Annotated in this window: 22 protein-coding genes; 9 read left to right on the forward strand and 13 right to left on the reverse strand. The window is 68.3% G+C overall.

All coding sequences use genetic code 11. The annotated features are described in order from the left end of the window. The first annotated feature begins 82 nt into the window (after positions 1-82). From ACP7AB_RS01500 to ACP7AB_RS01520, 5 genes are all read left to right on the forward strand, one after another. Positions 83-1,321: a hypothetical protein gene (locus tag ACP7AB_RS01500; RefSeq protein WP_425988176.1), complete on the forward strand. Its 1,239-nt coding sequence runs from the start codon at positions 83-85 to the stop codon at positions 1,319-1,321. 79 nt (positions 1,322-1,400) lie between these two features. Then, entirely contained in the window at positions 1,401-2,066 is a 666-nt protein-coding gene (locus ACP7AB_RS01505) for a glutathione S-transferase family protein (RefSeq protein ID WP_425988179.1), read from the forward strand. A gap of 49 nt (positions 2,067-2,115) precedes the next feature. Further along, positions 2,116-2,331: a hypothetical protein gene (locus ACP7AB_RS01510; protein ID WP_425988182.1), complete on the forward strand. Its 216-nt coding sequence runs from the start codon at positions 2,116-2,118 to the stop codon at positions 2,329-2,331. Positions 2,332-2,489: 158 nt separating this feature from the next. Then, positions 2,490-2,963, forward strand: a complete 474-nt coding sequence (gene greA, locus ACP7AB_RS01515; RefSeq protein WP_303696479.1) for a transcription elongation factor GreA — start codon at positions 2,490-2,492, stop codon at positions 2,961-2,963. Continuing rightward, positions 2,954-3,937 carry a mitochondrial fission ELM1 family protein gene (locus ACP7AB_RS01520; RefSeq protein ID WP_425988184.1) on the forward strand — a complete coding sequence of 328 codons (984 nt, stop codon included), beginning with the start codon at positions 2,954-2,956 and terminating at the stop codon, positions 3,935-3,937. Before greA ends, ACP7AB_RS01520 begins: the two co-directional genes overlap by 10 nt. Positions 3,938-4,092: 155 nt before the next feature. Here the strand turns inward: ACP7AB_RS01520 and ACP7AB_RS01525 are convergent, their stop codons facing one another. Continuing rightward, positions 4,093-4,275 carry a hypothetical protein gene (locus ACP7AB_RS01525; RefSeq protein ID WP_425988187.1) on the reverse strand — a complete coding sequence of 61 codons (183 nt, stop codon included), beginning with the start codon at positions 4,273-4,275 and terminating at the stop codon, positions 4,093-4,095. Positions 4,276-4,346: 71 nt separating this feature from the next. Here ACP7AB_RS01525 and trxB point away from each other — a divergent pair, with 71 nt between their 5' ends. Further along, positions 4,347-5,354, forward strand: a complete 1,008-nt coding sequence (trxB, locus tag ACP7AB_RS01530) for a thioredoxin-disulfide reductase (RefSeq protein ID WP_425988189.1) — start codon at positions 4,347-4,349, stop codon at positions 5,352-5,354. Between the two features lie 15 nt (positions 5,355-5,369). Here trxB and ACP7AB_RS01535 read toward each other — a convergent pair whose 3' ends face one another. The 5 genes from ACP7AB_RS01535 to ACP7AB_RS01555 form a co-directional block, all read right to left on the reverse strand. Then, the gene (locus ACP7AB_RS01535; protein WP_425988191.1) at positions 5,370-6,344 is read right to left on the reverse strand and encodes an aldo/keto reductase; all 975 of its coding nucleotides are present in this window, start codon (positions 6,342-6,344) and stop codon (positions 5,370-5,372) included. A 65-nt stretch (positions 6,345-6,409) separates the two neighbouring features. Further along, positions 6,410-6,817, reverse strand: coding sequence for a response regulator (locus tag ACP7AB_RS01540; RefSeq protein ID WP_425988193.1), 408 nt, complete (start codon positions 6,815-6,817; stop codon positions 6,410-6,412). 53 nt (positions 6,818-6,870) lie between these two features. After that, positions 6,871-8,406 (reverse strand): sensor histidine kinase, encoded by a 1,536-nt coding sequence (locus tag ACP7AB_RS01545; RefSeq protein WP_425988195.1) that lies wholly within the window; start codon positions 8,404-8,406, stop codon positions 6,871-6,873. Positions 8,407-8,492: 86 nt separating this feature from the next. Continuing rightward, a complete protein-coding gene (locus ACP7AB_RS01550) occupies positions 8,493-9,701 on the reverse strand; it encodes a cell wall hydrolase (RefSeq protein WP_425988197.1) in 1,209 nt (402 codons plus the stop codon). Between the two features lie 99 nt (positions 9,702-9,800). Further along, entirely contained in the window at positions 9,801-10,280 is a 480-nt protein-coding gene (locus tag ACP7AB_RS01555; RefSeq protein WP_425988199.1) for a Dps family protein, read from the reverse strand. A 163-nt stretch (positions 10,281-10,443) separates the two neighbouring features. Between ACP7AB_RS01555 and ACP7AB_RS01560 the strand changes: the two genes are divergently transcribed. Further along, positions 10,444-13,764 (forward strand): PAS domain S-box protein, encoded by a 3,321-nt coding sequence (locus ACP7AB_RS01560; protein WP_425988202.1) that lies wholly within the window; start codon positions 10,444-10,446, stop codon positions 13,762-13,764. Positions 13,765-13,841: 77 nt separating this feature from the next. On the opposite strand, the gene ACP7AB_RS01565 is transcribed toward ACP7AB_RS01560, so the two are convergent. Both ACP7AB_RS01565 and ACP7AB_RS01570 read right to left on the reverse strand, forming a co-directional pair. Beyond that, entirely contained in the window at positions 13,842-14,201 is a 360-nt protein-coding gene (locus ACP7AB_RS01565; protein WP_425988205.1) for a DUF6481 family protein, read from the reverse strand. Between the two features lie 229 nt (positions 14,202-14,430). Then, on the reverse strand, positions 14,431-14,613 hold the full coding sequence (locus tag ACP7AB_RS01570; RefSeq protein WP_425988207.1) for a hypothetical protein: 183 nt from the start codon (positions 14,611-14,613) through the stop codon (positions 14,431-14,433). A 456-nt stretch (positions 14,614-15,069) separates the two neighbouring features. Here ACP7AB_RS01570 and ACP7AB_RS01575 point away from each other — a divergent pair, with 456 nt between their 5' ends. Next, on the forward strand, positions 15,070-16,194 hold the full coding sequence (locus ACP7AB_RS01575) for a cell wall hydrolase (RefSeq protein WP_425988209.1): 1,125 nt from the start codon (positions 15,070-15,072) through the stop codon (positions 16,192-16,194). On the opposite strand, the gene ACP7AB_RS01580 is transcribed toward ACP7AB_RS01575, so the two are convergent. The 5 genes from ACP7AB_RS01580 to nadA all read right to left on the reverse strand — a co-directional run bounded on the left by ACP7AB_RS01580 (position 16,185) and on the right by nadA (position 20,773). Continuing rightward, entirely contained in the window at positions 16,185-16,310 is a 126-nt protein-coding gene (locus ACP7AB_RS01580) for a hypothetical protein (RefSeq protein ID WP_425988211.1), read from the reverse strand. The genes ACP7AB_RS01575 and ACP7AB_RS01580 overlap by 10 nt on opposite strands. Positions 16,311-16,471: 161 nt before the next feature. Next, positions 16,472-17,338, reverse strand: coding sequence for a carboxylating nicotinate-nucleotide diphosphorylase (nadC, locus tag ACP7AB_RS01585; RefSeq protein WP_425988213.1), 867 nt, complete (start codon positions 17,336-17,338; stop codon positions 16,472-16,474). Then, complete coding sequence (locus tag ACP7AB_RS01590) at positions 17,335-18,843, reverse strand: L-aspartate oxidase (RefSeq protein WP_425988216.1); 1,509 nt, start codon at positions 18,841-18,843, stop codon at positions 17,335-17,337. Before ACP7AB_RS01590 ends, nadC begins: the two co-directional genes overlap by 4 nt. Continuing rightward, positions 18,840-19,682 (reverse strand): metalloprotease, encoded by an 843-nt coding sequence (locus tag ACP7AB_RS01595; RefSeq protein WP_425988218.1) that lies wholly within the window; start codon positions 19,680-19,682, stop codon positions 18,840-18,842. The genes ACP7AB_RS01590 and ACP7AB_RS01595 overlap by 4 nt, the downstream gene beginning before the upstream one ends. Next, positions 19,679-20,773: a quinolinate synthase NadA gene (gene nadA, locus ACP7AB_RS01600; RefSeq protein ID WP_425988221.1), complete on the reverse strand. Its 1,095-nt coding sequence runs from the start codon at positions 20,771-20,773 to the stop codon at positions 19,679-19,681. The genes ACP7AB_RS01595 and nadA overlap by 4 nt, the downstream gene beginning before the upstream one ends. Before the next feature lie 278 nt (positions 20,774-21,051). Between nadA and ilvA the strand changes: the two genes are divergently transcribed. Next, complete coding sequence (ilvA, locus tag ACP7AB_RS01605; RefSeq protein ID WP_425988223.1) at positions 21,052-22,575, forward strand: threonine ammonia-lyase, biosynthetic; 1,524 nt, start codon at positions 21,052-21,054, stop codon at positions 22,573-22,575. The last annotated feature ends 9 nt before the right edge of the window (positions 22,576-22,584 follow it).

Genomic DNA, 22,584 nt, shown 5'->3' on the forward strand with positions numbered 1-22,584 from the left:
GAATATAACCTTTCCCGGCGCATCTATGGGACGACCGGCCAGCCTCTTGTCGATACGACGATCTCGTCGAAGAGGGGTTTCCATGATCAGGAGTTCGATTCTCGCAGGTGTGGCCGCGGCCGTGATGTTCTGCGCGTCGTCGGCGATGGCGCAGATGCCGCCACAGTTGCCCGCCGAGGCGCTCATCGACCACGCCGATCCGGCCAAGGTCGAGTGGTTGCGGGCCAATGTCGTGGCCGACGGACCAGTGACGGGCGGCCTGTCGTTCGACTTCCCGGCCGAATTCTATCAGCAGAAACTGATCCTGCTGGGCGAGAGCCATGGGGTCGCGGCCCCCCAGGTGCTGGACCTTGAGCTGCTGAGCCTTCTCAACGCCCGTGCCGGCCTGACCGACTATCTGGCCGAGGTGGATCCGGTTCAGGGTGCGATGCTGAACCGATATCTTGAGACCGGCGACGAGGCCGTGCTGGACCGGGTGTTCGACTACTGGTCCGAGAGCGGCGCCCAGTGGGGCAATACCGCCTTCGAGGCCAAGCTGCGCGGCATCCGGGCGCTGAACCTGACTCTGCCGGCCGAACGGCGGGTGCGGATTCTGGGCATTGACGCGATCCAGGACTGGCCGCTGTTCGCACAGTGGATCGGCGAACAGGGCGGGACGGTCGACGCCGCCGCACTGACGGCCGCCGCAGAAGACCGCGCCAATCCCGAGCCGCTGGCCGATATGGCCCTGGCGGCCGTCGCCTCCCTGGCCACGCAGACGCCAGAGACCGCGCGCCTGTCCGGCGTGCTCGGCGACCTGCGCGCCAAGGCTGGACGCGAGGCGACCATCTTCAACACCTACAGCCGAGCGGTAACCTCGGGCGAGCTCGGCGACCGGCCCGCCTATGGGCTGTGGGGCCTGTTCCATGTCATGCAATCGGGCGTGAATGGCGCCCGGTCGTTCGCCGCGCGGGTGAAGGCCTCAGACCTGCCCGCCGCCCGGGCGATGAGCAGCATCATCGTCCTGTCGCTGGACAGCTGGGTGCAGATCCCCGCGCCGACGCCGCAGGGCGTGCAACGGATGCGGCTCAACATGCTCAACATCGACGGCCCCTATGTGATGGTCCAGGGCGCCGCGACCCTGAAGGCGGCCAGTGAACCGGGGCAGATCACCCTGTTCAACCCGCGCGCCGCCGGCTCTCCGCTGGCCGGCGGCGACTTCATGACCATCCAGTCGTCGGTCCAGCGGTTCGCGCTGGATGAGCCCAGCGCCCCGATCGACTCCTACGTCCAGTACGTCGGCGTGTTCCGGGGATCGGACTGGGCAGCCCCGCGCGAGTAGATGCACGCGTTGACGCCGGGCTTGCCCTCCCCGGCGTCAACATCGCTAAGGTGATCGAAATCCCGGGGAAAGCCGCGCCATGATCGTCGTCCACCACCTGAACAACTCCCGTTCCCAGCGCGTGCTGTGGCTGCTGGAGGAGATGGGTCTCGACTATGAGGTGAAGCGCTACGAGCGGAACGCCGACACCATGCTGGCCCCGCCCGAGCTGCGCGCCATCCATCCGCTGGGCAAGTCGCCGGTGATCCAGGACGGGGATGTCATCGTCGCCGAGACCGGGGCGATCATCGAATATCTGCTGGCGACCTATCCGGGGCACGGGTTGAGGCCGACGGCCGGGACGGCGGCCGGGCGGCGTTTCACCTACTGGCTGCACTATGCCGAGGGGTCAGCGATGACGCCGCTGTTGCTGAAACTGGTGTTCGGCGCCCTGCCGACGCGGTCTCCCGGCCTGGTACGGCCGCTGGTCAAGGCGATCTCGAACAAGGCGCAGTCCAGCTTCATCGACCCCCAGATCGCAGCCCACACCGCCTATTGGGAGGGCGAGTTGTCGAAATCGCCCTGGTTCGCCGGCGAGGCCTTCTCGGCCGCCGACATCATGATGAGCTTCCCGCTGGAGGCCGGGGCCAGCCGCGCGCCTTACGGCCCGGACAAGCCGAAGCTGAAGGCCTTCCTGCAGACCATCCATGCCCGGCCGGCCTATCAGAGGGCGCTGGAGCGCGGCGGACCCTATGCCTACGCCTGAACCCGTTGCGGGACCCGCAACCCGCAACAGACGGGCGCGTTATGCGATCATGCGCTTGAAAACCCTACAGATCGCGGCCGGCCTCGGCGCGGCCATCGCCTTTCTTCTCGCCTTCATGGCCGCAGGCGCCATGCTGGCCTCGCTTCTGTTCGCGGTCATCGGCGCCGCCCTGGTCGCCTGGATCGCCTACGGGGTGGCGAAAACCCTGCTGGATCGGCGTCTGTCGCAGGATCGTCACCGCGCCCTGCCACCATCGGCGAGCTGATCCAGCCGACCGCTTCCCGGCTGGACCTTGAGTTTCCGCCCTAGGCGCCCTAGCTTCTTCGGCCGGTCGCGCGCGCCCAGCGACCAGCGTATTCGCCAGAGTTTCTCTTAAGTCCCCTCTCCGGTTTACCGGGCGACAAGTCAGAAAATCACGACCACATGGAAAAAGTGCCGATGACGGCCGAGGGTTACCGCTCCCTCGACGATCAGCTTAAGCAATTGAAGTCGGTGGAACGTCCCAGCGTTATCGCGGCGATTTCGGAGGCCCGCGAACACGGCGATCTCTCGGAAAACGCCGAGTATCACGCGGCCAAGGAACGCCAGGGCTGGATCGAAGGCTCGATCGCGGACATCGAGGACAAGATCAGCCGGGCCCAGGTCATCGACGTGACCAAGCTGTCGGGCGACCAGGTCAAGTTCGGCGCCACGGTCACCGTGGTCGACGAGGACACCGAGGAAGAAGGCCGCTACCAGATCGTCGGCGAGCACGAGGCCGATGTGAAGGCGGGCAAGATCTCCATCTCCTCGCCCATCGCCCGCGCCATGATCTCCAAGGCCGTCGGCGACACCGTCGAGGTGAACACCCCCGGCGGCGTGAAGGCCTACGAAATCCTCAAGGTCGAGTGGAAGTAGGGCCAAAGCCCCTTCGTATCGCGGTCGTCTCGGACGGCCGCGCCGGCATGGAAAATCAGGCGCTCGGCCTCGCCGAGGCGGTCGCGCGTCTGACTCCGGCACACATCGACGTGAAACAGGTGCGCTGGCGATCCGCCTTCGACTGGCTGCCGGTCGCGCTGAAGGCGCCGTGGATGCTGGCGTCCGCCGCGCCCTTCCCGGCCGAAGGCGAGGCCTGGCCGGACCTGTGGATCGCGACGGGCCGGGCGACCCTGCCCCTGTCGCTGGCCGTGCGGCGCTTGAGCGGCGGCAAGACCTTCGTCGTCCAGACCCAGGATCCGCGCCTCGACCCGGCGCTGTTCGATCTGGTCGTGGCGCCGGCGCACGACAGCCTGACCGGGGCCAGGGTCATATCGATCACCGGCTCGCCCCACCGCATCACGCCCGAGACCCTGGCCGAGGCCGCCCCGGCCTTCGCCGGGTGGCTGGACATCCTGCCCCGCCCGCGGGTCGCCATCCTGATCGGGGGCAGGTCCAGGGCCTTCGACCTGACGCCGGACCATGCCGCGACGCTGGCGGACCGGATCGCGGCGGCCGTGAGAGCCTCGGGCGGATCGCTGATGCTGACCTTCTCCCGCAGAACGCCCGAGGCGGCGAAGGCGGTCATGACCGGGCGGCTGAGCGACCTGCCGGGCTGGATCTGGGATGGTGAGGGCGCGAACCCGCTGTTCGCCTTCCTGCACGCCGCCGACCACATCCTCGTTACCGAGGACAGCGCCAACATGGCCGCCGAGGCCGCCTCGACGGGCAAGCCGGTTCACGTCCTGGCTATGGTGGCGCTCAAGGCCCCGGGCAAGTTCGCGCGCCTGCATGCCGACCTGGAAGACAGGGGGGCGGCACGGCCGTTCGACGGATCGCTGGAGACATGGTCCTATGCGCCGCTGGACGAGACCGATCGGGCCGCGCGGGAATTACTGAAGGCGATGGGGCGCTAGACGTCCCCTCCCCGTCCGTAGGATGGGGAGGAGGCTCGGAGCGAAGCGGAGAGACGGAGGGGTTCTTGCTGCGTACACGAAGACCCCCTCCGTCGGCTCGCGAAGGGCTCGCCGCCACCTCCCCATTCGCCAAGCGGCGAACAGGGAGGAGACGGTCATTCGCCGCCGCGCCTCTTCTTGTCCCGAGCGTCCAGAAGCCCGCCGATGGCGACGCCCAGGGCCACGCCGACCGCGATGCCGATCACCAGATTGCCCATCGCGACCCCGATGGCGGCGCCGACGCCGACGCCGATGGCGAGCCCGACCCCGATGAAGCTTCGTTGCGGCTGAACGTCCATCTGTCGTCTCTCCACGGTTTTCCGTCGCCCGGGACATCGCATGGGGCGGAATCAGAGACTAGATAGCACTCATGAGCACTCCGAGAACGATCCGCGTCGCCGTCATCGGCTCCGGCCCCGCCGGCTGGACAGCCGCCATCTATGCGGCCCGCGCCAACCTGAACCCGGCCGTCATCGCCGGCATCCAGCCGGGCGGCCAGCTGACCATCACCACCGACGTCGAAAACTATCCCGGTTTCGCCGAGGCCATCCAAGGTCCCTGGCTGATGGAGCAGATGAAGGCCCAGGCCCTGCACGTCGGCACGGAGGTCATCGAGGACATCGTCGTCTCCTGCGACCTGTCGCAGCGGCCGTTCCGGCTGAAGCTGGACTCAGGGACCGAGCTGCTGGCCGAGACGGTCATCATCTCCACCGGCGCCCAGGCGAAATGGCTGGGGCTGGAGAGCGAGCAGAAATACCAGGGCTTCGGCGTCTCGGCCTGCGCGACCTGCGACGGCTTCTTCTATCGCGGCAAGAACGTCATCGTGGTCGGCGGCGGCAATACGGCCGTCGAGGAGGCGCTGTTCCTGACCAACTTCGCCGCCAAGGTGACCGTCGTGCACCGCAAGGACGAGTTCCGGGCCGAGAAGATTCTGCAGGACCGGCTGTTCGCCAATCCCAAGGTCGAGGTGATCTGGAACCATGCGGTCGACGAAATCCTGGGACAGTCGGACGGAATCGCCTCGAACGTCACGGGGGTGCGACTGAAGCACGCCCTGACTGGCGCGACGCAGGAGGTCCAGGCCGACGGCGTCTTCATCGCCATCGGCCACTCGCCGTCGTCGGAGCTGTTCCAGGGCCAGCTGGAGACCAAACAGGGCGGCTATCTGGTGGTGACGCCCGGCACGACGGCGACCAATGTCGAGGGCTGCTACGCCGCTGGCGACGTCACCGACGACGTCTATCGCCAGGCCGTGACCGCCGCCGGCATGGGGTGCATGGCGGCCCTGGAGGCGGTGCGCTTCCTCGCCGAGGAAGACCACGCGAAAGCGAACCACCCGATCAGCCACCACGAGGCGGAGAAGATCGGGGTCTGGTGACCCCGATCCAATGGGTCAGGCGTCGCTCGCTGTGGTCAGATCCGCCAGGTCCGTGTCCGACAGCGTCAGCGTGGCGGCCTTCAGCGTGTCGTTCAGCTGATCCAGCGATGTCGCGCTGACGATGGGAGCGGTGACGCCCGGGCGGCTCAGCAGCCAGGCCAATGCGACCTGGGCGGGCGTCGCCTCGTTGCGCTGGGCGACGGCGTCGAGCACCGCCAGGATGCGGACGCCGCGTTCGTTGAAGTGATCCTTCAACATGCCGCCGCCTCGCTTCGAGGCGTCGGCGTCGGCGACCGTCTTGTATTTCCCGCTGAGGAAGCCGCTCTCGAGGCTGAAATAGGTGATGACGCCAAGACCCTCGGCGACGGCCAGGTCCTGTTGTTCACCCTCGAAGGTCGAGCGGTTGTAGAGGTTGTAGTGGGGCTGCACCGTCTCGTAGCGCGGCAGGCCTTTGTCGGCGGCCACATCCAGCGCCTCGCGCATCCTGACAGCGTCGTGGTTGGAGGCGCCGATAGCCCTCACCTTGCCGGTCTGGATCAGCCGCTCATAGGCGCGCAAGGTTTCTTCGGTCGGGGTTGTCCTGTCCATCCAGTGGGACTGGTAGAGGTCGATCACATCCGTCTGGAGCCGACGCAAACTGTCCTCGACCGCGCGCTCGATCCAGCCGGGCGACAGGTCGTTGCGGGTGTCATCGCCGTTCTGACCCATGGTCGATCCGACCTTGGTCAGGATCAGGACATCGTCGCGACGCCTGCGCGCCTTCAGCCATTCGCCGATGATGGTTTCACTCTCGCCGCCGGAGTTGCCGGGAACCCAGCGCGAATAGACATCGGCGGTGTCGATGGCGTTGAAGCCGGCGCCGACGAATGCGTCGAGAATCTCGAACGACTTCGCCTTGTCGATGGTCCAGCCGAAGACATTGCCTCCGAACACGAGGGGGGCGGTCTCCAGACCGCTCTTGCCGAGGGCGCGTTTCTTCGGATCGGACATGCAAAAGGGCTCCGTTTCGGGGGAGCCCTTCAGGTGGTCCGCCGAGCCGCGACCCGCAACCGTCGTCAGCCGAACAACTGCAATTCCGGCGGTGCATATTCGACCGGCCGACCGGTGCGACGACCCAGCGCATAGTCGACCGCCGTCTGGACCGCGCGCTCGTCGGTCGGCTTGGACAGGACGCCGATGGTCCCGGCCACGCCCTCGCGAACCATTCCGGGATTGGCGGTCATGAAGAGCACGGTCACCCCCCGCTCCTGACCGAGCTCGCGGCCAAGGTCGATGCCGGTCGGACCGTCGGACAGGTGGATATCGACCAGGGCCAGATCGATGTCGTTCTCGGCCGCGATCGAACGTGCGCTCTTCGCATCGGCGACGGTGGCGACGACCTCGTGACCCAGGTCGTCCAGCACGAAGCGGAGTTCCATCGCCACCAGGGCTTCGTCTTCGATGATCAGGATACGCGCGGTCATGGCCTTGTTGTGTCGGTTGTCAGGCTCTCGAAACGCTGAGATGCCCGTCCGGTTCACTTCTTTCCTAATGCGGCGCGGCGCCGGGATAGCGCCGTTGCGGGGATGTCCGCCTCGAGGATCAAACCCCCTGGCTCCCACCTTCGTTCCAACGTTCCGCCCAGCTGCCCTGTGACCAAAAGCGACGCCAGGGCCGAGCCAAACCCCTGCCGGACCGGCTTTTCGAGGATGGGAGGGCCGCCACGCTCCGTCCAGGTCAGGATGAATCGATCTCCGTCGTTGCGCGTACGCAACAGGACAGTTCCTCCCGCCGCGGACAGGGCGCCGTATTTCGCGGCGTTGGTCGCCAGCTCGTGGAACAGCAGGGCGACCGAGGTCGCGGCCTGATCGTCGAAGGTCGCGTCCTCGCCCTCGATCGCCACGCTGCACCGCCCGCTGGCATCGACGTAGGGCTTGAACAGGGCGCCCAGGAAGGTGTGGAGTGTCGTGTCGCCGATCAGCGGCTGGGACACCTCGGAGTGCGGCCGGACGAACTCATGGGCGCGGGCCAGGGCGTTGACCCGGTCGCGCACCGAGCCGGCGAAGGCCCTGGCCTCCGGATGCTCCCGCGCCGACAGGGCGATCAGGGACGAGACCACGGCGAAGATGTTCTTGATCCGGTGGCTCAGTTCCTGGCTGAGCAGGTCCTTGCCCGCTTCCGATCGCTTGAGATCCTCGATGTCGGTGCAGGTACCGAACCAGCGGGTGATCTCGCCCGCCTCATTGCGGATCGGCGTCGCTCGTCCAAGCGTCCAGCGATAGACGCCGTCGGCGCGCCGCAGCCGGTATTCGATCTCGTAAAGGTCGCCCGTCTCGAGCGAGTGGCCCCAGGCCTCCCAGGCGCGCGCCCGGTCGTCCGGATGGAACATGCCGTTCCAGGCCTCGCCGTCGGTCGAGCCGGCCGGCACGCCGGTGAACTCGTACCAGCGGGCGTTGTAGTAGTCGTGGAAGCCGTCGGGTTGGGCCGACCAGACCATCTGGGGCATGGACTCGGCGATGGCCCGGAATTTGGCCTCGCTCTCTGCCAGGGCGATGACGCCCTCCTGCCGCTCGCTGATTGCGCGACGTAATTCCAGCTGGGCCATGACCTGACGGGCCAGAACGTCCAGCGTCTCGGCCTGCAGCGGCGTCAGGCCCTCGGAACGGGCCTGGGTGTCCAGGACGCAGAGGGTGCCGAGTGCGTGGCCGTCGGCGCTCTTCAGGAGTCGCCCGGCGTAGAAGCGTAAGCCAGCCTCCCCCGTCACCAGTGGATTGCCTTCGAACCGGGCATCCCGGGTCGCGTCGGGAATGACCATCCCGTCCTCCTGCAGCAGCGCATGGGCGCAGAAGGAGGTGTCGAGCGGCGTTTCGCGGACGCCGAGGCCCGTCTCGGCCTTGAACCATTGACGGCCCTGGTCGATCAGATTGACCACCGCGATGGGCGCGTCGCAGATCCGTGCCGCCAGCCTGACGATGTCATCGAACGCCTGCTCGGGCTCCGTGTCGAGAATCCCATAAGCCTGCAGCGCGATGAGCCTTTCGGCTTCGTTCCAGGGCAGGGCTGCGGCGGTCAAGGCGTCTCCAGGCTCGGCTGTATAATCCTGTGGGAAGTCTGAATGCCTGATGAGCCGCAACGTTGCACGCCCGGTGGGCCGCCACGTCAGTTGGCGGGTCGACCGACCTCTTCGACGTCCATGGTGACCACCCCGGGCGGAGGGGGCGCGGCGGCCGGCGCCGCGATCGGGGGAGCCTCGAAGGCCTGAAGGCGGGCGTTGATGGCCGCGATGTCGGCCGCGGTCGCCTGGCGACGTCCGCCCAGGCTGGCCAAGCCCACGACGCGCGTCTGGCCGTCGATCTCGACGGTCCGAAGGTTCATCCCGCCTTGAGCCAGGACCGTCGCATCGTCGGAACCGGCCGCGCCCGTGGCTGCGGAGGCGGTGATCAGACGGGGCCGCGAGAAGCGCGCCTCGTCGATAATGGGCTCATGCCCGGCATAGGTCTGTTTGAACGAGACGGTCTCACCGGCCAGTCCCTTCCAGCGATAGAAGATGTGCGCGCCGATCTGGGTGATCTTGGCCAGCGTCGGCGACCACCAGGGGTGGACGTAGTCGGCGTGGTAATGGGTCGCAGTGCCGACCTTGATCGCCACATAGCCGGACAGGGCGCGCTCGGCCACGGTCCGCGCGCGGTTCCAGGCCCAGCCGACCGGCGCCTGCGACAGGGCGCCGTCGCAGGTGAAGCTGAACTGGCAGCCCGTAGTCCGCTCGGCGCCCTCGAAGACGACGCCGCAGACGGTGTTCGGATAGTTGGGATCGCGCACCCGGTTCAGGATGACCTGGGCCACGGCCTCCTGGCCCTCGGTGCTTTCCAGCGCCGCCTCGTAGTAGACGCCCTGGGTCAGGCAGCGCAGGGCGCGCGACCGGTCGGCGGAGGTGGCCGTCTGCAGCACGAAAGGACGCGCCGAACGCAGGGCGTCGATCGCGGCGGGCATGGCGGCGTTGCGCTTCTGGGCGTCCAGACCGTTGACGCCCAGCTCCAGCGTCGGCCGCCCGGCGAGCGTCAGACTTTCCCAGCCCTGCGTCAGCCCCAGCAAGGCCGGGCGCTGTTCATTGGGATCGAAGCGGATCGCCAGGGCCAGCTGGGCCGGATCCATCCGCGCGCTGAGGGCCGCAAGGCCGCGCGCCGACAGATCGCCTTCGGTGACCCGCGCCACGGCCTCGGCCGTGCGATCGCCGATGGGACGCGCCGTCGAGCTCGCCGCCATCGCCACGCCGAGCGCCGCCAGCGCTGCGGGGGCCGCGGCGGCGTAGCGACGTCCCAGGGTCTTCACCCTGTGCCAGTCGAGGGACTTGATGGCCGAAAGCGACATAGGTTTCTGAAGCTGCGGCGCCTGGACGCCGTTAAGCGGGTTCTATGGTCCCCCAACACGGCGCTTTTCAGGCCACGGATTGCGGTTCTGTGAGCCGGCCTAGCGCCCTCCCAAGGTCGAACGCAGCATCCAGGCGAACTTCTCGTGCGCGGCCAGCCGCTGGGTCAGCAGGTCCACCGAGACATCGTCGCTGTCGTCGTCGGCGACCGTCAGGGCTGCGCGGCAGGTGGCGATCAGGGTCTCATGGTCCTTCATCAGCTCCTTCAGCATGGCCGGAGCGTCCTTGTCGGGGTCGCCGTCCTTGATGGAGGTCAGGTTGGCGAAGGTCGACTGTGCCTGGGGCGCGAACTCGCCCAACGCCCGGATCCGCTCAGCGATCTCGTCCAGCGCCGCCCAGATCTCGCGGTACTGCTGCTCCAGCAGGGTATGCAGGGTGAAGAACTCGGGACCCCGCACGTTCCAGTGGTAGCCGTGGGTCTTCAGATAGACGGCGAAGCTGTCGGCCAGCACCTTGCTCAGCTCCTGCGCCACATCGGTGCGCTCGGCCTTCGTCAGGCCCGTGTCGATCGTTGCGGTCATGCTTGCTCCTTTGGCGACAGTCGCTAATCGTGGGGCAGGTAAGCGTTCCGGCGTCCTGCACCAAGATCTGAAGCCCCGTGCGGATGAGGCTTCTTCGCGGAGCGGAACGCGAAGAACCGGAAAGCGTTGCCGTTTTTCGCGCGAGCGCGAACCGGGGGTCGGATTGGGTTTCAGCGCTTTGTTCGGTCGGATGCTGGAGCCGGACATCGTCCTGGCCCTGCTGGCGCGCGAGCCCAGGCGAGCGTGGTGGCGAAACGTCCTGACCGGTCTGGCGTTCGCCGCGGTCGGGCTGCTCGTACGCTGGGCGGGTCAGGCCTTTTTCGGCGAGGTTTCCGGGTTCATCATCCTGTTGCCGGCTGTGACCCTGGCGGCCCTTACCGGCGGACGGGTCGCCGGCCTTGTCGCGACGGCGGCGTGCCTTCTCGGCGGCTCGGCGATCGCCGGTTCTGGAGCGGTGGGGTTCGGCATCGCGACCCCCGCAGGGCGGGGCGCCGCCACCAATTTCATCATCGTCGGCCTCTTCTCCACCCTTGTGGCCGCCTCCCTGCGCAAGAGCCTGGCCCGCCTCGGCGAGACGGTCTCGGCGCTCGAGAAATCCCGGGACGCGCTGAGGCGCAACGAGGCGGAACTGACCGCCATGGTCGATCAGGCGGCAGCCGGTATCGCCAGCGTCGGCATGGATGGTCGCGTGGTCAGCGCGAACGCCCGGTTCGCCGCGCTTCTGGGCCATACCCAGGAGTCGATCATCGGCCTGACGACGGCTCAGGCCAGCCACCCCGACGACGTGCAGCCGACGCTCGATCTGCTGACCAGCATCCTCGCAGGGGGAGAGGGCGGTCAGCTGGAGAAGCGATACATCCGGCCCGACGGCACGGTTGTCTGGGCCCTGACCAGCCTGCGGGCCCTGTGCGACGAGGATGGCGCCCAGTCAGGCTATATCGCCGTTACGGTCGACATTTCCGACGCCAAGGCGGCGGAGGCCGCGTTGCGCGAGAGCGAGACTCGGTTCCGCCTGATGGCCGACACCGCGCCCTCCCCAGTCTGGCTGACCAATGCCGCGGGCGAGGTGGAGTTCGTCAACGCGGCCCTGGTCGAGTTCTACGGCAAACCCGGCGAGACCTTCATGGGCCACGCCTGGAAGGCCTCGATCCACCCCGACGACGTGGCCGAGGTCAACGCCACCCAGGCCGAAGCCCGCGCCCGCTTCCTGCCCTACGCTTTCGAGTGCCGCTTCCTGCGTCACGACGGCGCATGGCGGTGGATGCGGGTGTCGGTGAACCCGCGTTTCGACGGCGAGGAGGTGTTCCAGGGTTATGTCGGCCTGTCATTCGACGTCACGACGACGCGGGAGGCCCTGGACGCCCTTGCCCAGCAGGAACGCCGCCAACGCTTCCTGCTGGAGTTGTCCGACGGCGTGCGCGACCTGAACGATCCCGAGGCCATCATGGATCACGTGCATAGCGTCCTGGGGAGGATGCTGTCCGTCTCGCGCGTGGGCTACGGCGAGCTCCGAACCTCGCCCGGGCAGTTCGAGATGAACCGGGACTGGACCGAGGGCCTACCCAGCCTGGCCGGCTGGCACGATATCGCCCAGTTCGGCGGCGAGGTGAACCGCCAGTTGGCCGAAGGGTTGACGATCGTCGTCCACGATGTCGCTGAAGACACGCGCACCGCCCGTGCCGTCGAGGCCTTCGCGACCCGCCAGGTCGCCGCCTTCATCACGGCCCCCGTCGTCCGATCCGGCCTGCTTTGTGCCTTCCTGCATGTGAACACGACCGGCCCTCGCCTCTGGACGGCGGCAGAGATCAGTCTGATCGAGGACGTCGCCGACCGGGCCTGGTCCGAGGTCGAACGCACCCGCGCCCAGGCCGAGGTTCTGGAAAGCGAGGCCCGTTTCCGCGACATCGCCGACACCGCCCCGGTCCTGATCTGGGTGACGAACCAGGATCGGAGCCGCGCCTTCGTCAACCAGGCCTATGTCGAATACATGGGGGGCGACTACGAGAGCGTCCGCAACGCCGACTGGCGCACCTACATCCACCCCGACGACCAGGACATGCTGGTCCGCGAGTCGCTTGCCGGAGAGGCCACGGAACTGCCCTTCGCGCTTGAAGCGCGCTACCGCCACAGCTCGGGGGAGTACCGCTGGCTGAAGTCCTTCTCGCGTCCGCGCTTCGGTCCGGGCGGCGAGGTCATCGGCTTCGTCGGCGTGGCTTTCGACGTGACCGACGCGCGCCGGGTCGAGCACGACCTCAAGCGGATCAACGAACTGCTTGAAGAGCGCGTCGGCCACGCCCTGGCCGAGAAAGCGAAGGCCGAGGCGGATCTGATGCACGCCCAGCGCATGGAGGCGGTCGGCCGCCTGACGGGCGGCGTGGCGCACGACTTCAACAACCTGCTGACCGTCGTCATCGGCGCACTGGACCTGATCCTGAAGTCCCCCGACGACTCCGCGCGCCGCCAGAAGCTGGGCGAGGCCGCCCTGTCGGCCGCACGCCGCGGGGAGCGGCTGACGCATCAACTGCTGGCCTTCTCGCGTCGCCAGGCCCTGCGGCCCGAGGCGATCGACATCAACGCCCTGATCCGCGAGAGCGACCCCCTGCTGCGCCGCGCGGTCGGGGAGGCGGTCGGCTACAAGCTGAAGCTCCGTCGCGGCGGCGCCCGCGTCATCGTCGATCCGGCCCAGTTCGAGGCTGCCCTGCTGAACCTCATCGTCAACGCCCGCGACGCCGTGGCCGAGCGGGGCCAGCCGGACGGTGCGACGGTCACCGTCCAGACCCAGGCTTGCCGGATCGACGCGGGCGAGGTCATCGAGCTCGCCCCCGGCGACTACGTCTGCGTCACCGTCTCCGACACAGGCGCGGGCATGAGCGCGGAGACCATGCTTCGGGTGTTTGAGCCCTTCTTCACCACCAAGGCGGTCGGCAAGGGCACGGGCCTCGGCCTCAGCCAGGTGTATGGCTTTGCGCGCCAGAGCGGGGGCGGGGTGAAGATCACCTCCACGGTCGGCGAAGGGACGGAAATCCGCGTCTACCTGCCGCCAGCGCCGGCCGAGGAGGCGACGCCAGACGCTCCCCGGCGCGTGCTGGGCGCGGTGAAGCCGGGCCAGACCCTTCTGCTGGTCGAGGATGACCTGGGCGTCGCCGCGATCGCCATAGACCTGCTGCGCGGCATGGGGCTGGAGGTTGAGACGGCGGAAGCGGGGGCCGAGGCCATTGCCGTGCTGGAGCAACGCCGCTTCGACGTCATGCTGACCGACATCGTCATGCCGGGCGGCATGACCGGCGTGGAGCTGGCCCGGACCTGCGCAGAACGCTGGCCGGCCATGTCGATCATGCTGACCTCGGGCTATGCAGGCGACGACGTCGACCTGGCCCTGACCGACGCGCCCTGGCCGTTCCTGAGGAAGCCCTACTCCGGCGAACAGCTGCGCGAGGCGCTGGGCGACCTGCTGATCACCAACGAGGCGCCCCGCCAAACCTGAGGCTCCACAACGACTTCGGCCCGCCGCGGGATCGCGACGGGCCGAACAGTCTCACAGAAAGCGCGAGCGCCTGGCGGCTACTTGCGCGCCTTGCGGGCGGCGTATTTGGCGTCGCGGGCGGCCTTCTGCTCTTCCTTGGAGAGTTGCTTGCGCTCCTTGCGATTTGCGCGCTTCTCGGCCTCGACGGCTTCCTCGGATTCACGTTCGGCGGCCAGACGCTCGGCGTCACGGTCGGCCTTGAGGCGACGCTCTTCGGCTTTTGCAGCCTCGTGCTGGAGACGCAGGGCCTCCTTCTCGGCCGCGCGCTTCTCAGCCAGCTTGTCGAACTCGGGATCGGGCGCGGCGGCCTTGGGCTTGAACTTGGCCAGCAGAGCCTTCTTGGCCTCCTGCTGGGTGCTGATACGGTCGTTGAAGCCGGTCTGTTTCAGATCTCTCATGCGGTCGGTCGGTCGTCCTTCGAGGGGTGGGCCCGTCGCCGGAGGGGCGCGGGCGGGGATCGCCACGGCGTCCGGGCGTCGGCAAAGCCGAAATGGAGCCGTAAATCAAGCGCGCACGTCTCTTAATCGACGAACGGAGCCGTTCTTCGGCCGACCGTCATCGCCGGGACGCACCCGCGGGGCGATCCCCCAGATAGGCGTCGGGGGCCCCGACGCCAAGTCCAGTCGCTCAATCCGGGCGAGCGGCGCCGGCCGCGCCGCCGACAGCCGCGCCGACCGGACCGGCCACGACGGCCCCCGCAATGGCTCCGGTGGCGGCGCGCTGTTCAGTGGTGTGGCCACAGGCCGAAAGGGCGGTCGCGCCGAGGGCGAGGACGGCCAGGGTCGCGGCGCTAACAAGGGAAGATCGCATGGGACGGGTCCTGCATCCTGGTGAAGATCACGCTTGAACGCCCCCCCGCCGACGCCGTTCCCTGAACAACCATGGCGACAGGTGAGCGCCCATTTCCCGAGAACGCGAATACAATAGAAATGGGGCGCGAAAGCACGCTCGGCCACATTAACCCCGCCAGCAAGTCTGAACTATGCAAACCGATACGGTATTCATGACGAAACCCGCTTCGCTGTGCCGGTCAAGGATTACACCAGTCTTGAGGAAACCTGCAGAGCCGTCACAATTGCTGCGCTGCAGCGACAACTTGCGAATCAAACACATTGAGGCCATAAACGGGTGGCTTAAGGCCCATCCTTCGGCGGTCACCTGTTCATCGACCGTCGATTCGCAAACCGGAACGCGATTCACCATATCGCCCGGCTCTGCAGACGACCCGGGGGCGACTTTTCCGCCCTGTTGAATAGGACGACGCCTTTGTTCCATCCCTCGCAGCAGCGTGCGACTTCGCGCGCCGACCGTGCGGCCAGGATTCGGCCCGTACAGGCGGCAGCGGTGTTCGGCGCCCTCGTGGGTCTTGGAATCGGCTGCGCCTATCTGGGAGGGACCGTCGCGCGTGCGACGACCGTCCGCGCCCAGGCTGAACGTCTGGAAGGCGCCACCGCCGCCGGCTTCACCGAGGAAGCGCTCGCCGCCGCCGCCGGGGGCCTGGACGCCAGCGCCCTGACCATCGCCCGCCGCCACGATCCCTATACCGTCGCCGGCGGCGCGCAGCGCGACCGCCAGGCCGAACTGCTGACCGCGCGTCTGGAACAGCTTCGTCCCGACAGCACCCGCAGCGACCTGCGCCGCGCCAGCCTGACCGACATTTCCGCCGCCGCTCGTCCGTTCCGCATCGACAATGCGCTGGACGCCTCGCGCGATCTCGAATGCCTGACCCAGGCCGCCTACTACGAGGCGCGCGGCGAGGGCTCCGACGGCATGCGCGCCGTGGTCCAGGTCGTCCTGAACCGCGCCCGCCACCCCGCCTTCCCGCGCAGCGTCTGCGGCGTGGTGTTCCAGGGTTCCGGCCGTCGCGTCGGTTGCCAGTTCAGCTTCACCTGCGACGGGTCGATGCGCGCGCCGGTCAACCGCGCCGCCTGGAACCGGGCCCGCACCGTCGCCTCCGCCGCCCTGTCGGGCGCCGTCTATGCCGGCGTCGGCAACGCCACCTTCTTCCATACCACGGGCGTCTCGCCGTCCTGGCGCAACAGCTTCCTGCGCGTCGGCCAGGTCGGCAGCCATATCTTCTATCGTTTCGGCGGCCGCGCCGGCTCGTCCAACGCCTTCAGCTACGCCGCTCGCGGCTCGACCGGCGCGGACGTCCAGCGCGCCGTCTATGCCGGCATCGATCCGGGCGAGACGGTCCGTCAGGCGGGCCAGGCGATCGCCTACACCGCCTTGCTGGCCCAGGAAAACATGACGTCCGGCAACGAGACGACGGCGGCTGCGACCGAGACGCCCGCCCCGGCCCTCACGCCCGCGCCTCTGGCGACGCCCGTCTCCGGTTCGGCCCAGCCGACCGCCGTGGACTCCGCCGTCAGCAGCGCACCTCAGGTCTGATCGACCGCCTGGCGTTCCTGAACCTGCCAGTGAATGGTCAGGTTCTGCTTCAGATTTCCGTAGCGACCCTGCCGGCGCGGATCGATGTCAGCGTCGCCCGGGTCGGCCGACGGCACGCCGGTCTCGCGCTCGCGACGATCCGAAATTCCGGCGTCCTCGAGGGAGGCCGCGCCGTGGTCGGCGAAGTTGCGTTGTTCCTTGGGACTCTTCGGGGCCGGGGCGATGGGACTCTCCTTCTGATCTGAAGCAGAAAACCCTTCCGCGACCGGCCTGTTCCTCAGAAAGCGTCCAAGCCGATGTCGAGAACGGGCGCCGAATGGGTCAGGGCGCCCACGGAAATCACGTCGACGCCGGTCTCGGCGATGCCGCGCACGGTGGTCAGATTGACCCCGCCCGAGGCCTCCAGAACTACCTGATGTCCGCCCTCGCGGCGACGCTTCACTGCCTCCGTCAGTTCGGCGTTGTCGAAGTTGTCGAGCATGATCACGTCCGGTCCCTGCCCCTGCGCCACCAGCGCCAGGGCCTGATCGAACTGGGCCAGGCCGTCGACCTCCAGCTCGATCTTCATCAGATGACCGGCCTGCGCGCGGGCGGCCTTCACCGCCTCGACCACCCCGCCGCAGACGACGACGTGATTGTCCTTGATCAGGATGGCGTCATCCAGTCCGAAGCGATGGTTGACCCCGCCGCCGCAACGAACCGCTTGCTTCTCCAGGGCGCGCAGACCCGGCGTGGTCTTGCGCGTATCCGCGATCCGCGCGCTGGTTCCGGCGACCGCCTCGACATAGGTCCGGGTCAGGGTGGCGATGCCGCACATCCGGCCCAGCAGGTTCAGCGCCGTCCGTTCCGCCGACAGGAAGGCGCGGGCGTCGGCCTCGACCTCAGCCAGGATCGCGCCCGCCTCGAAGGCGTCGCCGTCTTTCAGGCGGAGGTCGATGGAGGCCTTTGGATCCATCTCCAGAACCGCCAGCCGCACGCAGTCGATGCCCGCCAGCACGCCCGGCTTTCGCGCCGCGAACCGTGCCCGCATTCGCGCGCCCTCGGGGATGCAGGCGGCCGCCGTCACGTCGCCAGCGCGGCCGAGGTCCTCTGCCAGAGCCATGCGGATGACGGGCAGGATCAATGTGTCCGGAAGCCCGCTCATGCCGCCACCGTCTGCAGGATGTCGCGCCGAAGGCGGGTATGCACCGGTGTCGGCGCCGTCTCGGGATAGTCCGAACGATAGTGGCCGCCCCGGCTCTCACGCCGGGCCAGGGCCGCCTCGGCGATCAGCCGCGCCGCGACCAGGGCCGGCGGTGCGCCGTGGGCCGCCTCCAGCCGGTCGATCAGGGCGATCAGCCGCGTCAGGCCGATCGCATCCCGCACCACGCCCGCGTCCGCGCTCATCGCCGCGCGCAGTTCGGCATGGGCCGCTTCGGGCAGGTCACTGACCACAGTGCCGACGACGACCGGTCCCTTGACTGCAGCCTGTCTGGCCGCCTCGCGCCCCGTCCGCCGACCGAAGGCTGCAGCCTCCAGTAAGGAGTTGGACGCCAGCCGGTTGGCGCCGTGAACCCCGGTCGCCGCGCATTCGCCGACGGCATAGAGGCCTTCGAGCGAGGTCCTGCCGTCCGGATCGGCCGCGATCCCGCCCATGTGATAGTGGGCCGCTGCCGCCACCGGGATCGGGGTCACGCGCGGGTCCAGACCGGCCCGCATGCAGGCCGCAAACACGGCCGGAAACTCAGTGGGGAAATGCTCGCCGATCGCCGTGCGCGCATCGAGGAAGGCTCCGCGCCCGGCCGCCCGCGCGGCGTGCACCGCCCGCGCCACCACGTCCCTCGCCTTGAGGTCCGCACCGTCGGCGTCGCCCAGAAGGAACCGCCCGTCCCGGTCGATCAGCCGGGCGCCCTCGCCCCGCAGGGCCTCGGTCGCCAGCGGCATGGGGTCGAGGCCGACGTCGATGGCCGTAGGGTGGAACTGCACGAACTCCGGGTCGAGGATTTCCGCCCCCGCCGCCCAGGCCAGGGCCATGCCCTCGCCCTTCAGCGCCACCGGCGTGGTCGTCGCGCCGAACAGGCCGCCCGCCCCGCCGGTTGCCAGCACCACGGCGGGCGCCAGGACTTCGACGATACGGCCGCTCGGATGTTCGATCACTGCGCCGCGCACGCGACCGGTCCCGTCCTGGATCAGGGCACGCAGCCGCGCGTCCTCCCACACCGTGATGTGCGGTGCCGCCCGCACCGAAGCCACCAGCGCCGACAGGATCGCCCGCCCCGCGCCGTCGCCGCCGACGCGCGCCACCCGCGCCATCGAATGGGCCGCCTCGAGACTGACCGAGAACTCGCCGGCGGCGTCCCGGTCGAACGGCGCGCCCAGCGACGCCAGCCATTCCACCGTGCCCTTGCCCTCGTCGGTCAGGACCTCGGCCGCATGGTGGTCGACCAGACCAGCCCCCGCCGCCTCGGTGTCCTTCAGGTGCAGGGCCGGGTTGTCGGTCTTCGACAGGGCCGCCGCCACGCCGCCCTGGGCCCAGGCGCTGGACGCGGCCTGAAGCAGGGGCGCGGGGCTGACGACGATGACAGGCGCGGGGGCTGCCGAAAGCGCGGCCGACAATCCGGCCAGGCCGCCGCCGATGATCAGCGGGCCGTCGTGATGGGTGCGGCTCACCGGTCGAAGCCGATGAAGCGGGCGGCGATCTCGAATGCGCCCTGAGGCGAGCCCTCGGACAAGGGCAACAGGACGCCGATCGCGGCGGCCCCGCACAGGGCGCCCGTCAGCAGGAACAGGACCAGAGACTTGCCGGCCTCGGGCCAGGTCAGCTTCTTCTCGCCCGGCCGCCATGCGCCGCGACGCAGGGATCCCAGGATCGCGATGGCCAGAAAAACTGCGAGGATGTAGCGCCCTGTCGAGACGCCCCACCAGACCGCCAGCGCCCCGATGGCGATCAGGGCGGCCTTCTCGACCATCGGATCGATGCGGGCCAGCACAGGCCCGAGCGCCTTGGAGCCGTCCAGCGGCGGCGCGGGCGCCAGGTTCACCAGATTGATCATGGCGATGAAGAAGGCGCCCAGCATCCACTCCTGATCGCCGGTCGCAAACCACAGGCCGACGGCGGGCAGGACGGCGAGCAGGCCGAAGGCCGGTCCTGCCAGCGACACCAGCACCCCGTGCCATTCGCTCTCGGGATTGCGCTGACCTCGCGCCAGCCCGCCGAGGAAGGGAATGATGTAGATCTTTGCCGGCCCCATCCCGAGCCGGTTCATCGCCAGAACATGACCGTATTCGTGCACCAACAGGCCGAAGATCGCCGCGACCGCGACGACCCAGCTGCCGCTCATCAACCAGATGAACCCGCCGAGCAGCAGGGTCGAACCGATCGCCCACGGCAGGCTCTGGCCCTTGTCGATAACCGGCGCGCCGGGGCTGGACGACGGAACTGCGGTCGTTGGTTGCGCGATCGGCTTCGGCGTGGAACCGTCGCGCGATCCCCAGGGGCCATCCGTCATATCAGCTCCACCGCGACATGGTGCTTCGCCTTGACCATGTCGTAGCGCGCCGGGATCGCGGGCGGCGGCAGGTCGATCATTCGCTGCACGGCGAGCGCGGCTTTCGCGATCATCTCTTCTGGCACCGTGACCTCGAACTTCATGTCGCGCAGGCAGTCGCGGATGTTCTCCAGCGTGATCCGTTTCATGTAGGGGCACATGTTGCACGGGCCGATGAAGTTCACTTCCGGCACGTCGCCCTTGATGTTGGCGGCCATCGAGCATTCGGTGATCAGCACCACCTGCTTCGGCTTTCTGGACATCACATAGTCGGTCATCGCCGCCGTTGATCCGGCGAAGTCGGCGGCCGCCAGCACGTCCTCAGGACATTCGGGGTGGGCGAGAATCTGGGCGCCCGGATAGGCCTCGCGCATCTCGGCGATGTCGGCGACGGTGAACCGCTCATGCACGATGCAGCGGCCTTTCCAGGCGATGATGCCGATGTTGGTCTGGGCCGCGACGTTGCGGGCCAGGAACTCGTCGGGGATCAGGATGACGCGATCGACGCCCCATTCCCTGGCCGCCCATTCCACCACCTGAACGGCGTTGGCCGAGGTGCAGCAGATGTCGGTCTCGGCCTTCACGTCGGCCGTGGTGTTCACATAGGTGACGACCGGCAGCCCCGGATATTTCTGCTTGATCAGGCGCACGTCGGCGCCGGTGATCGCTTCGGCCAGCGAACAGCCCGCCTTCAGATCCGGGATCAGGACGGTCTTCTCGGGGCTCAGGATTTTCGAGGTCTCGGCCATGAAGTGCACGCCCGCCTGGACGATCACCTTCGCGTTCGACCGCGCGGCCTCCTTCGCCAGCCCCAGGCTGTCGCCGACATAGTCGCCGACGCCGTGGAAGATGTCGGGCGTCATATAGTTGTGGGCCAGGATGACGGCGTCCCGCTGCTTCTTCAGCAGGTTGATCTCGTGGATCAGCTGGGCCTGGACCGGCCATTCCATCGGGGTGACGAACGCCTTGACCTTCTCCCAGACAGGGGCGGTCTCGGCAGCCAGTTCCGGCGACATTCCCAAGGTCTGGGCTGCGTGCGCCATCGACGTCATCTCCCTGGGCGACACCGCCCGAATGACTTATGCTCAACATTAGCATAAGTGCGGTTAAGATAGGCCTGTCGGCCCGGGATGCAAGAGGCTGACACGATCTCCGTCATCGCGAACCGAGCCGTGCGGCGTGACGGAATCGCGCAGGCTTCCAGTCTGTGCCGCGCGCGCCATCGTTCGCTGATGCGAAGTGGGCTGCGACGGTTTTGGGGCGACATCTGCCGCGATCCGGCTATGACGGAGAAATATCCTCCGCGAAATCGCCTCCAAGCCCGTCCATCATGCAAGAAACTCTCCGCCGCATCCTCACCGCCAGAGTCTATGACGTGGCGATCGAGACGCCGCTCGACCCGCTGCCGCGCCTCGCCGCGCGGCTCGGCCGGCCAGTGCTGCAGAAGCGCGAGGACCTGCAGCCGATCTTCTCGTTCAAGATCCGCGGCGCCTACAACAAGATCGCCACCCTGAGCCCGGACCAGCTGGCGCGCGGCGTCATCTGCGCGTCGGCCGGCAACCATGCCCAGGGAGTCGCCTTCGCGGCCCGTCGGCGCGGCGCGGTCTCGACCATCGTCATGCCGGTCACCACCCCGCCCATCAAGGTCGCCGCCGTGCGCGCGCTGGGCGGCAATGTCATCCTCCACGGCGACGCCTTCGACGAGGCCTTTGCCGAGGCGAGCCGCCGCGCGGCCGAGACCGGCGCGGTCTTCATCCACCCCTTCGACGACCCCGACGTCATCGCCGGCCAGGGCACGGTCGGGCTGGAGATCACCCGACAACACTCCGAGCCCATCGCCGCCATCTTCGTCCCCATCGGCGGCGGAGGCCTGGCCGCCGGCGTCGCGGCCATCGTGAAGTTCCTGCGACCCGAGACGAAGGTCATCGGCGTCGAGCCGGTCGACGCCGCCTCGATGAAGGCCGCCATTGAGGCGGGCGAGGTCGTGACCCTGGATCAGGTCGGCCTGTTCTGCGACGGTGTCGCCGTGCGCCGCGCCGGAGCCGAGACCTTCCGCCTGTGCCGGGACCTGCTGGACGAGATCGTCACCGTCGACAACGACGCCATCTGCGCCGCCATCAAGGACATCTTCGACGACAGCCGCGCCGTCGCCGAACCCTCCGGGGCGCTCGCCCTCGCGGGCCTCAAGGCCTGGGCCGCCGTCCATCCGGAGACGGCCGCAGACGGCGCCCTGATCGCCATCAACTCGGGCGCGAACGTCAACTTCGACCGCCTGCGCCACATCGCAGAGCGGGCCGAGATCGGCGAGGGGACGGAGGCGCTTCTGGCCGTCGCCATGGACGACGACCGCGCCGTCTACAGCCGCTTCCTCTCGGCGCTCGATGGCCGGTCGGTGACCGAGTTCAACTATCGCTGGTCTGGCGAGGGCCGCGCCCACATCTTCGTCGGCGTCGCCATCAAACAGGGTCCGCACGAGAAGGACGACCTGATCGCCGCCTTGCGCGTCGACGGCTATGCGGTCGAGGACATGAGCGACAACGAAACGGCGAAGCTGCATGTGCGTCACATGGTCGGCGGCCGCGCCACCGGCCTGCCGCACGAGCGTATCCTGAGGTTCGAATTCCCCGAACGTCCCGGCGCCTTCCTGCGCTTCCTCAACAGCCTGAAGCCGGCCTGGGCCCTGACCCTGTTCCACTATCGCAACCATGGCGACGATGTCGGCCGGGTGCTGGCCGGCATCTCGGTGCCGCCCGCCGAACAGCCGGCCTTGAACGTTGCGCTCGCCACGCTCGGCTATCCTTACGTCGACGAGACCGACAATCCGGCCAGCCGGCTGTTCCTCGACGGTACGTGAGGACCCTAT

Source organism: Brevundimonas sp. TWP3-1-2b1, from assembly GCF_049896165.1.
GTDB classification, from domain to species: Bacteria; Pseudomonadota; Alphaproteobacteria; order Caulobacterales; family Caulobacteraceae; genus Brevundimonas; species Brevundimonas subvibrioides_B.

What these genes read in the sequence shown, in the direction of transcription:
- ACP7AB_RS01535 (WP_425988191.1), bottom strand. Translation starts at nt 6,344, where the DNA reads ATGTCCGATCCGAAGAAACGCGCCCTCGGCAAGAGCGGTCTGGAGACC.
- nadA (WP_425988221.1), bottom strand. Translation starts at nt 20,773, where the DNA reads ATGACGTCGATGGCGCACGCAGCCCAGACCTTGGGAATGTCGCCGGAA.
- ACP7AB_RS01550 (WP_425988197.1), bottom strand. Translation starts at nt 9,701, where the DNA reads ATGTCGCTTTCGGCCATCAAGTCCCTCGACTGGCACAGGGTGAAGACC.
- greA (WP_303696479.1), top strand. Translation starts at nt 2,490, where the DNA reads ATGGAAAAAGTGCCGATGACGGCCGAGGGTTACCGCTCCCTCGACGAT.
- ACP7AB_RS01505 (WP_425988179.1), top strand. Translation starts at nt 1,401, where the DNA reads ATGATCGTCGTCCACCACCTGAACAACTCCCGTTCCCAGCGCGTGCTG.
- ACP7AB_RS01595 (WP_425988218.1), bottom strand. Translation starts at nt 19,682, where the DNA reads ATGACGGATGGCCCCTGGGGATCGCGCGACGGTTCCACGCCGAAGCCG.
- ACP7AB_RS01500 (WP_425988176.1), top strand. Translation starts at nt 83, where the DNA reads ATGATCAGGAGTTCGATTCTCGCAGGTGTGGCCGCGGCCGTGATGTTC.
- ilvA (WP_425988223.1), top strand. Translation starts at nt 21,052, where the DNA reads ATGCAAGAAACTCTCCGCCGCATCCTCACCGCCAGAGTCTATGACGTG.
- trxB (WP_425988189.1), top strand. Translation starts at nt 4,347, where the DNA reads ATGAGCACTCCGAGAACGATCCGCGTCGCCGTCATCGGCTCCGGCCCC.
- ACP7AB_RS01570 (WP_425988207.1), bottom strand. Translation starts at nt 14,613, where the DNA reads ATGCGATCTTCCCTTGTTAGCGCCGCGACCCTGGCCGTCCTCGCCCTC.
- ACP7AB_RS01525 (WP_425988187.1), bottom strand. Translation starts at nt 4,275, where the DNA reads ATGGACGTTCAGCCGCAACGAAGCTTCATCGGGGTCGGGCTCGCCATC.
- ACP7AB_RS01510 (WP_425988182.1), top strand. Translation starts at nt 2,116, where the DNA reads ATGCGCTTGAAAACCCTACAGATCGCGGCCGGCCTCGGCGCGGCCATC.
- ACP7AB_RS01540 (WP_425988193.1), bottom strand. Translation starts at nt 6,817, where the DNA reads ATGACCGCGCGTATCCTGATCATCGAAGACGAAGCCCTGGTGGCGATG.
- ACP7AB_RS01555 (WP_425988199.1), bottom strand. Translation starts at nt 10,280, where the DNA reads ATGACCGCAACGATCGACACGGGCCTGACGAAGGCCGAGCGCACCGAT.
- ACP7AB_RS01565 (WP_425988205.1), bottom strand. Translation starts at nt 14,201, where the DNA reads ATGAGAGATCTGAAACAGACCGGCTTCAACGACCGTATCAGCACCCAG.
- nadC (WP_425988213.1), bottom strand. Translation starts at nt 17,338, where the DNA reads ATGAGCGGGCTTCCGGACACATTGATCCTGCCCGTCATCCGCATGGCT.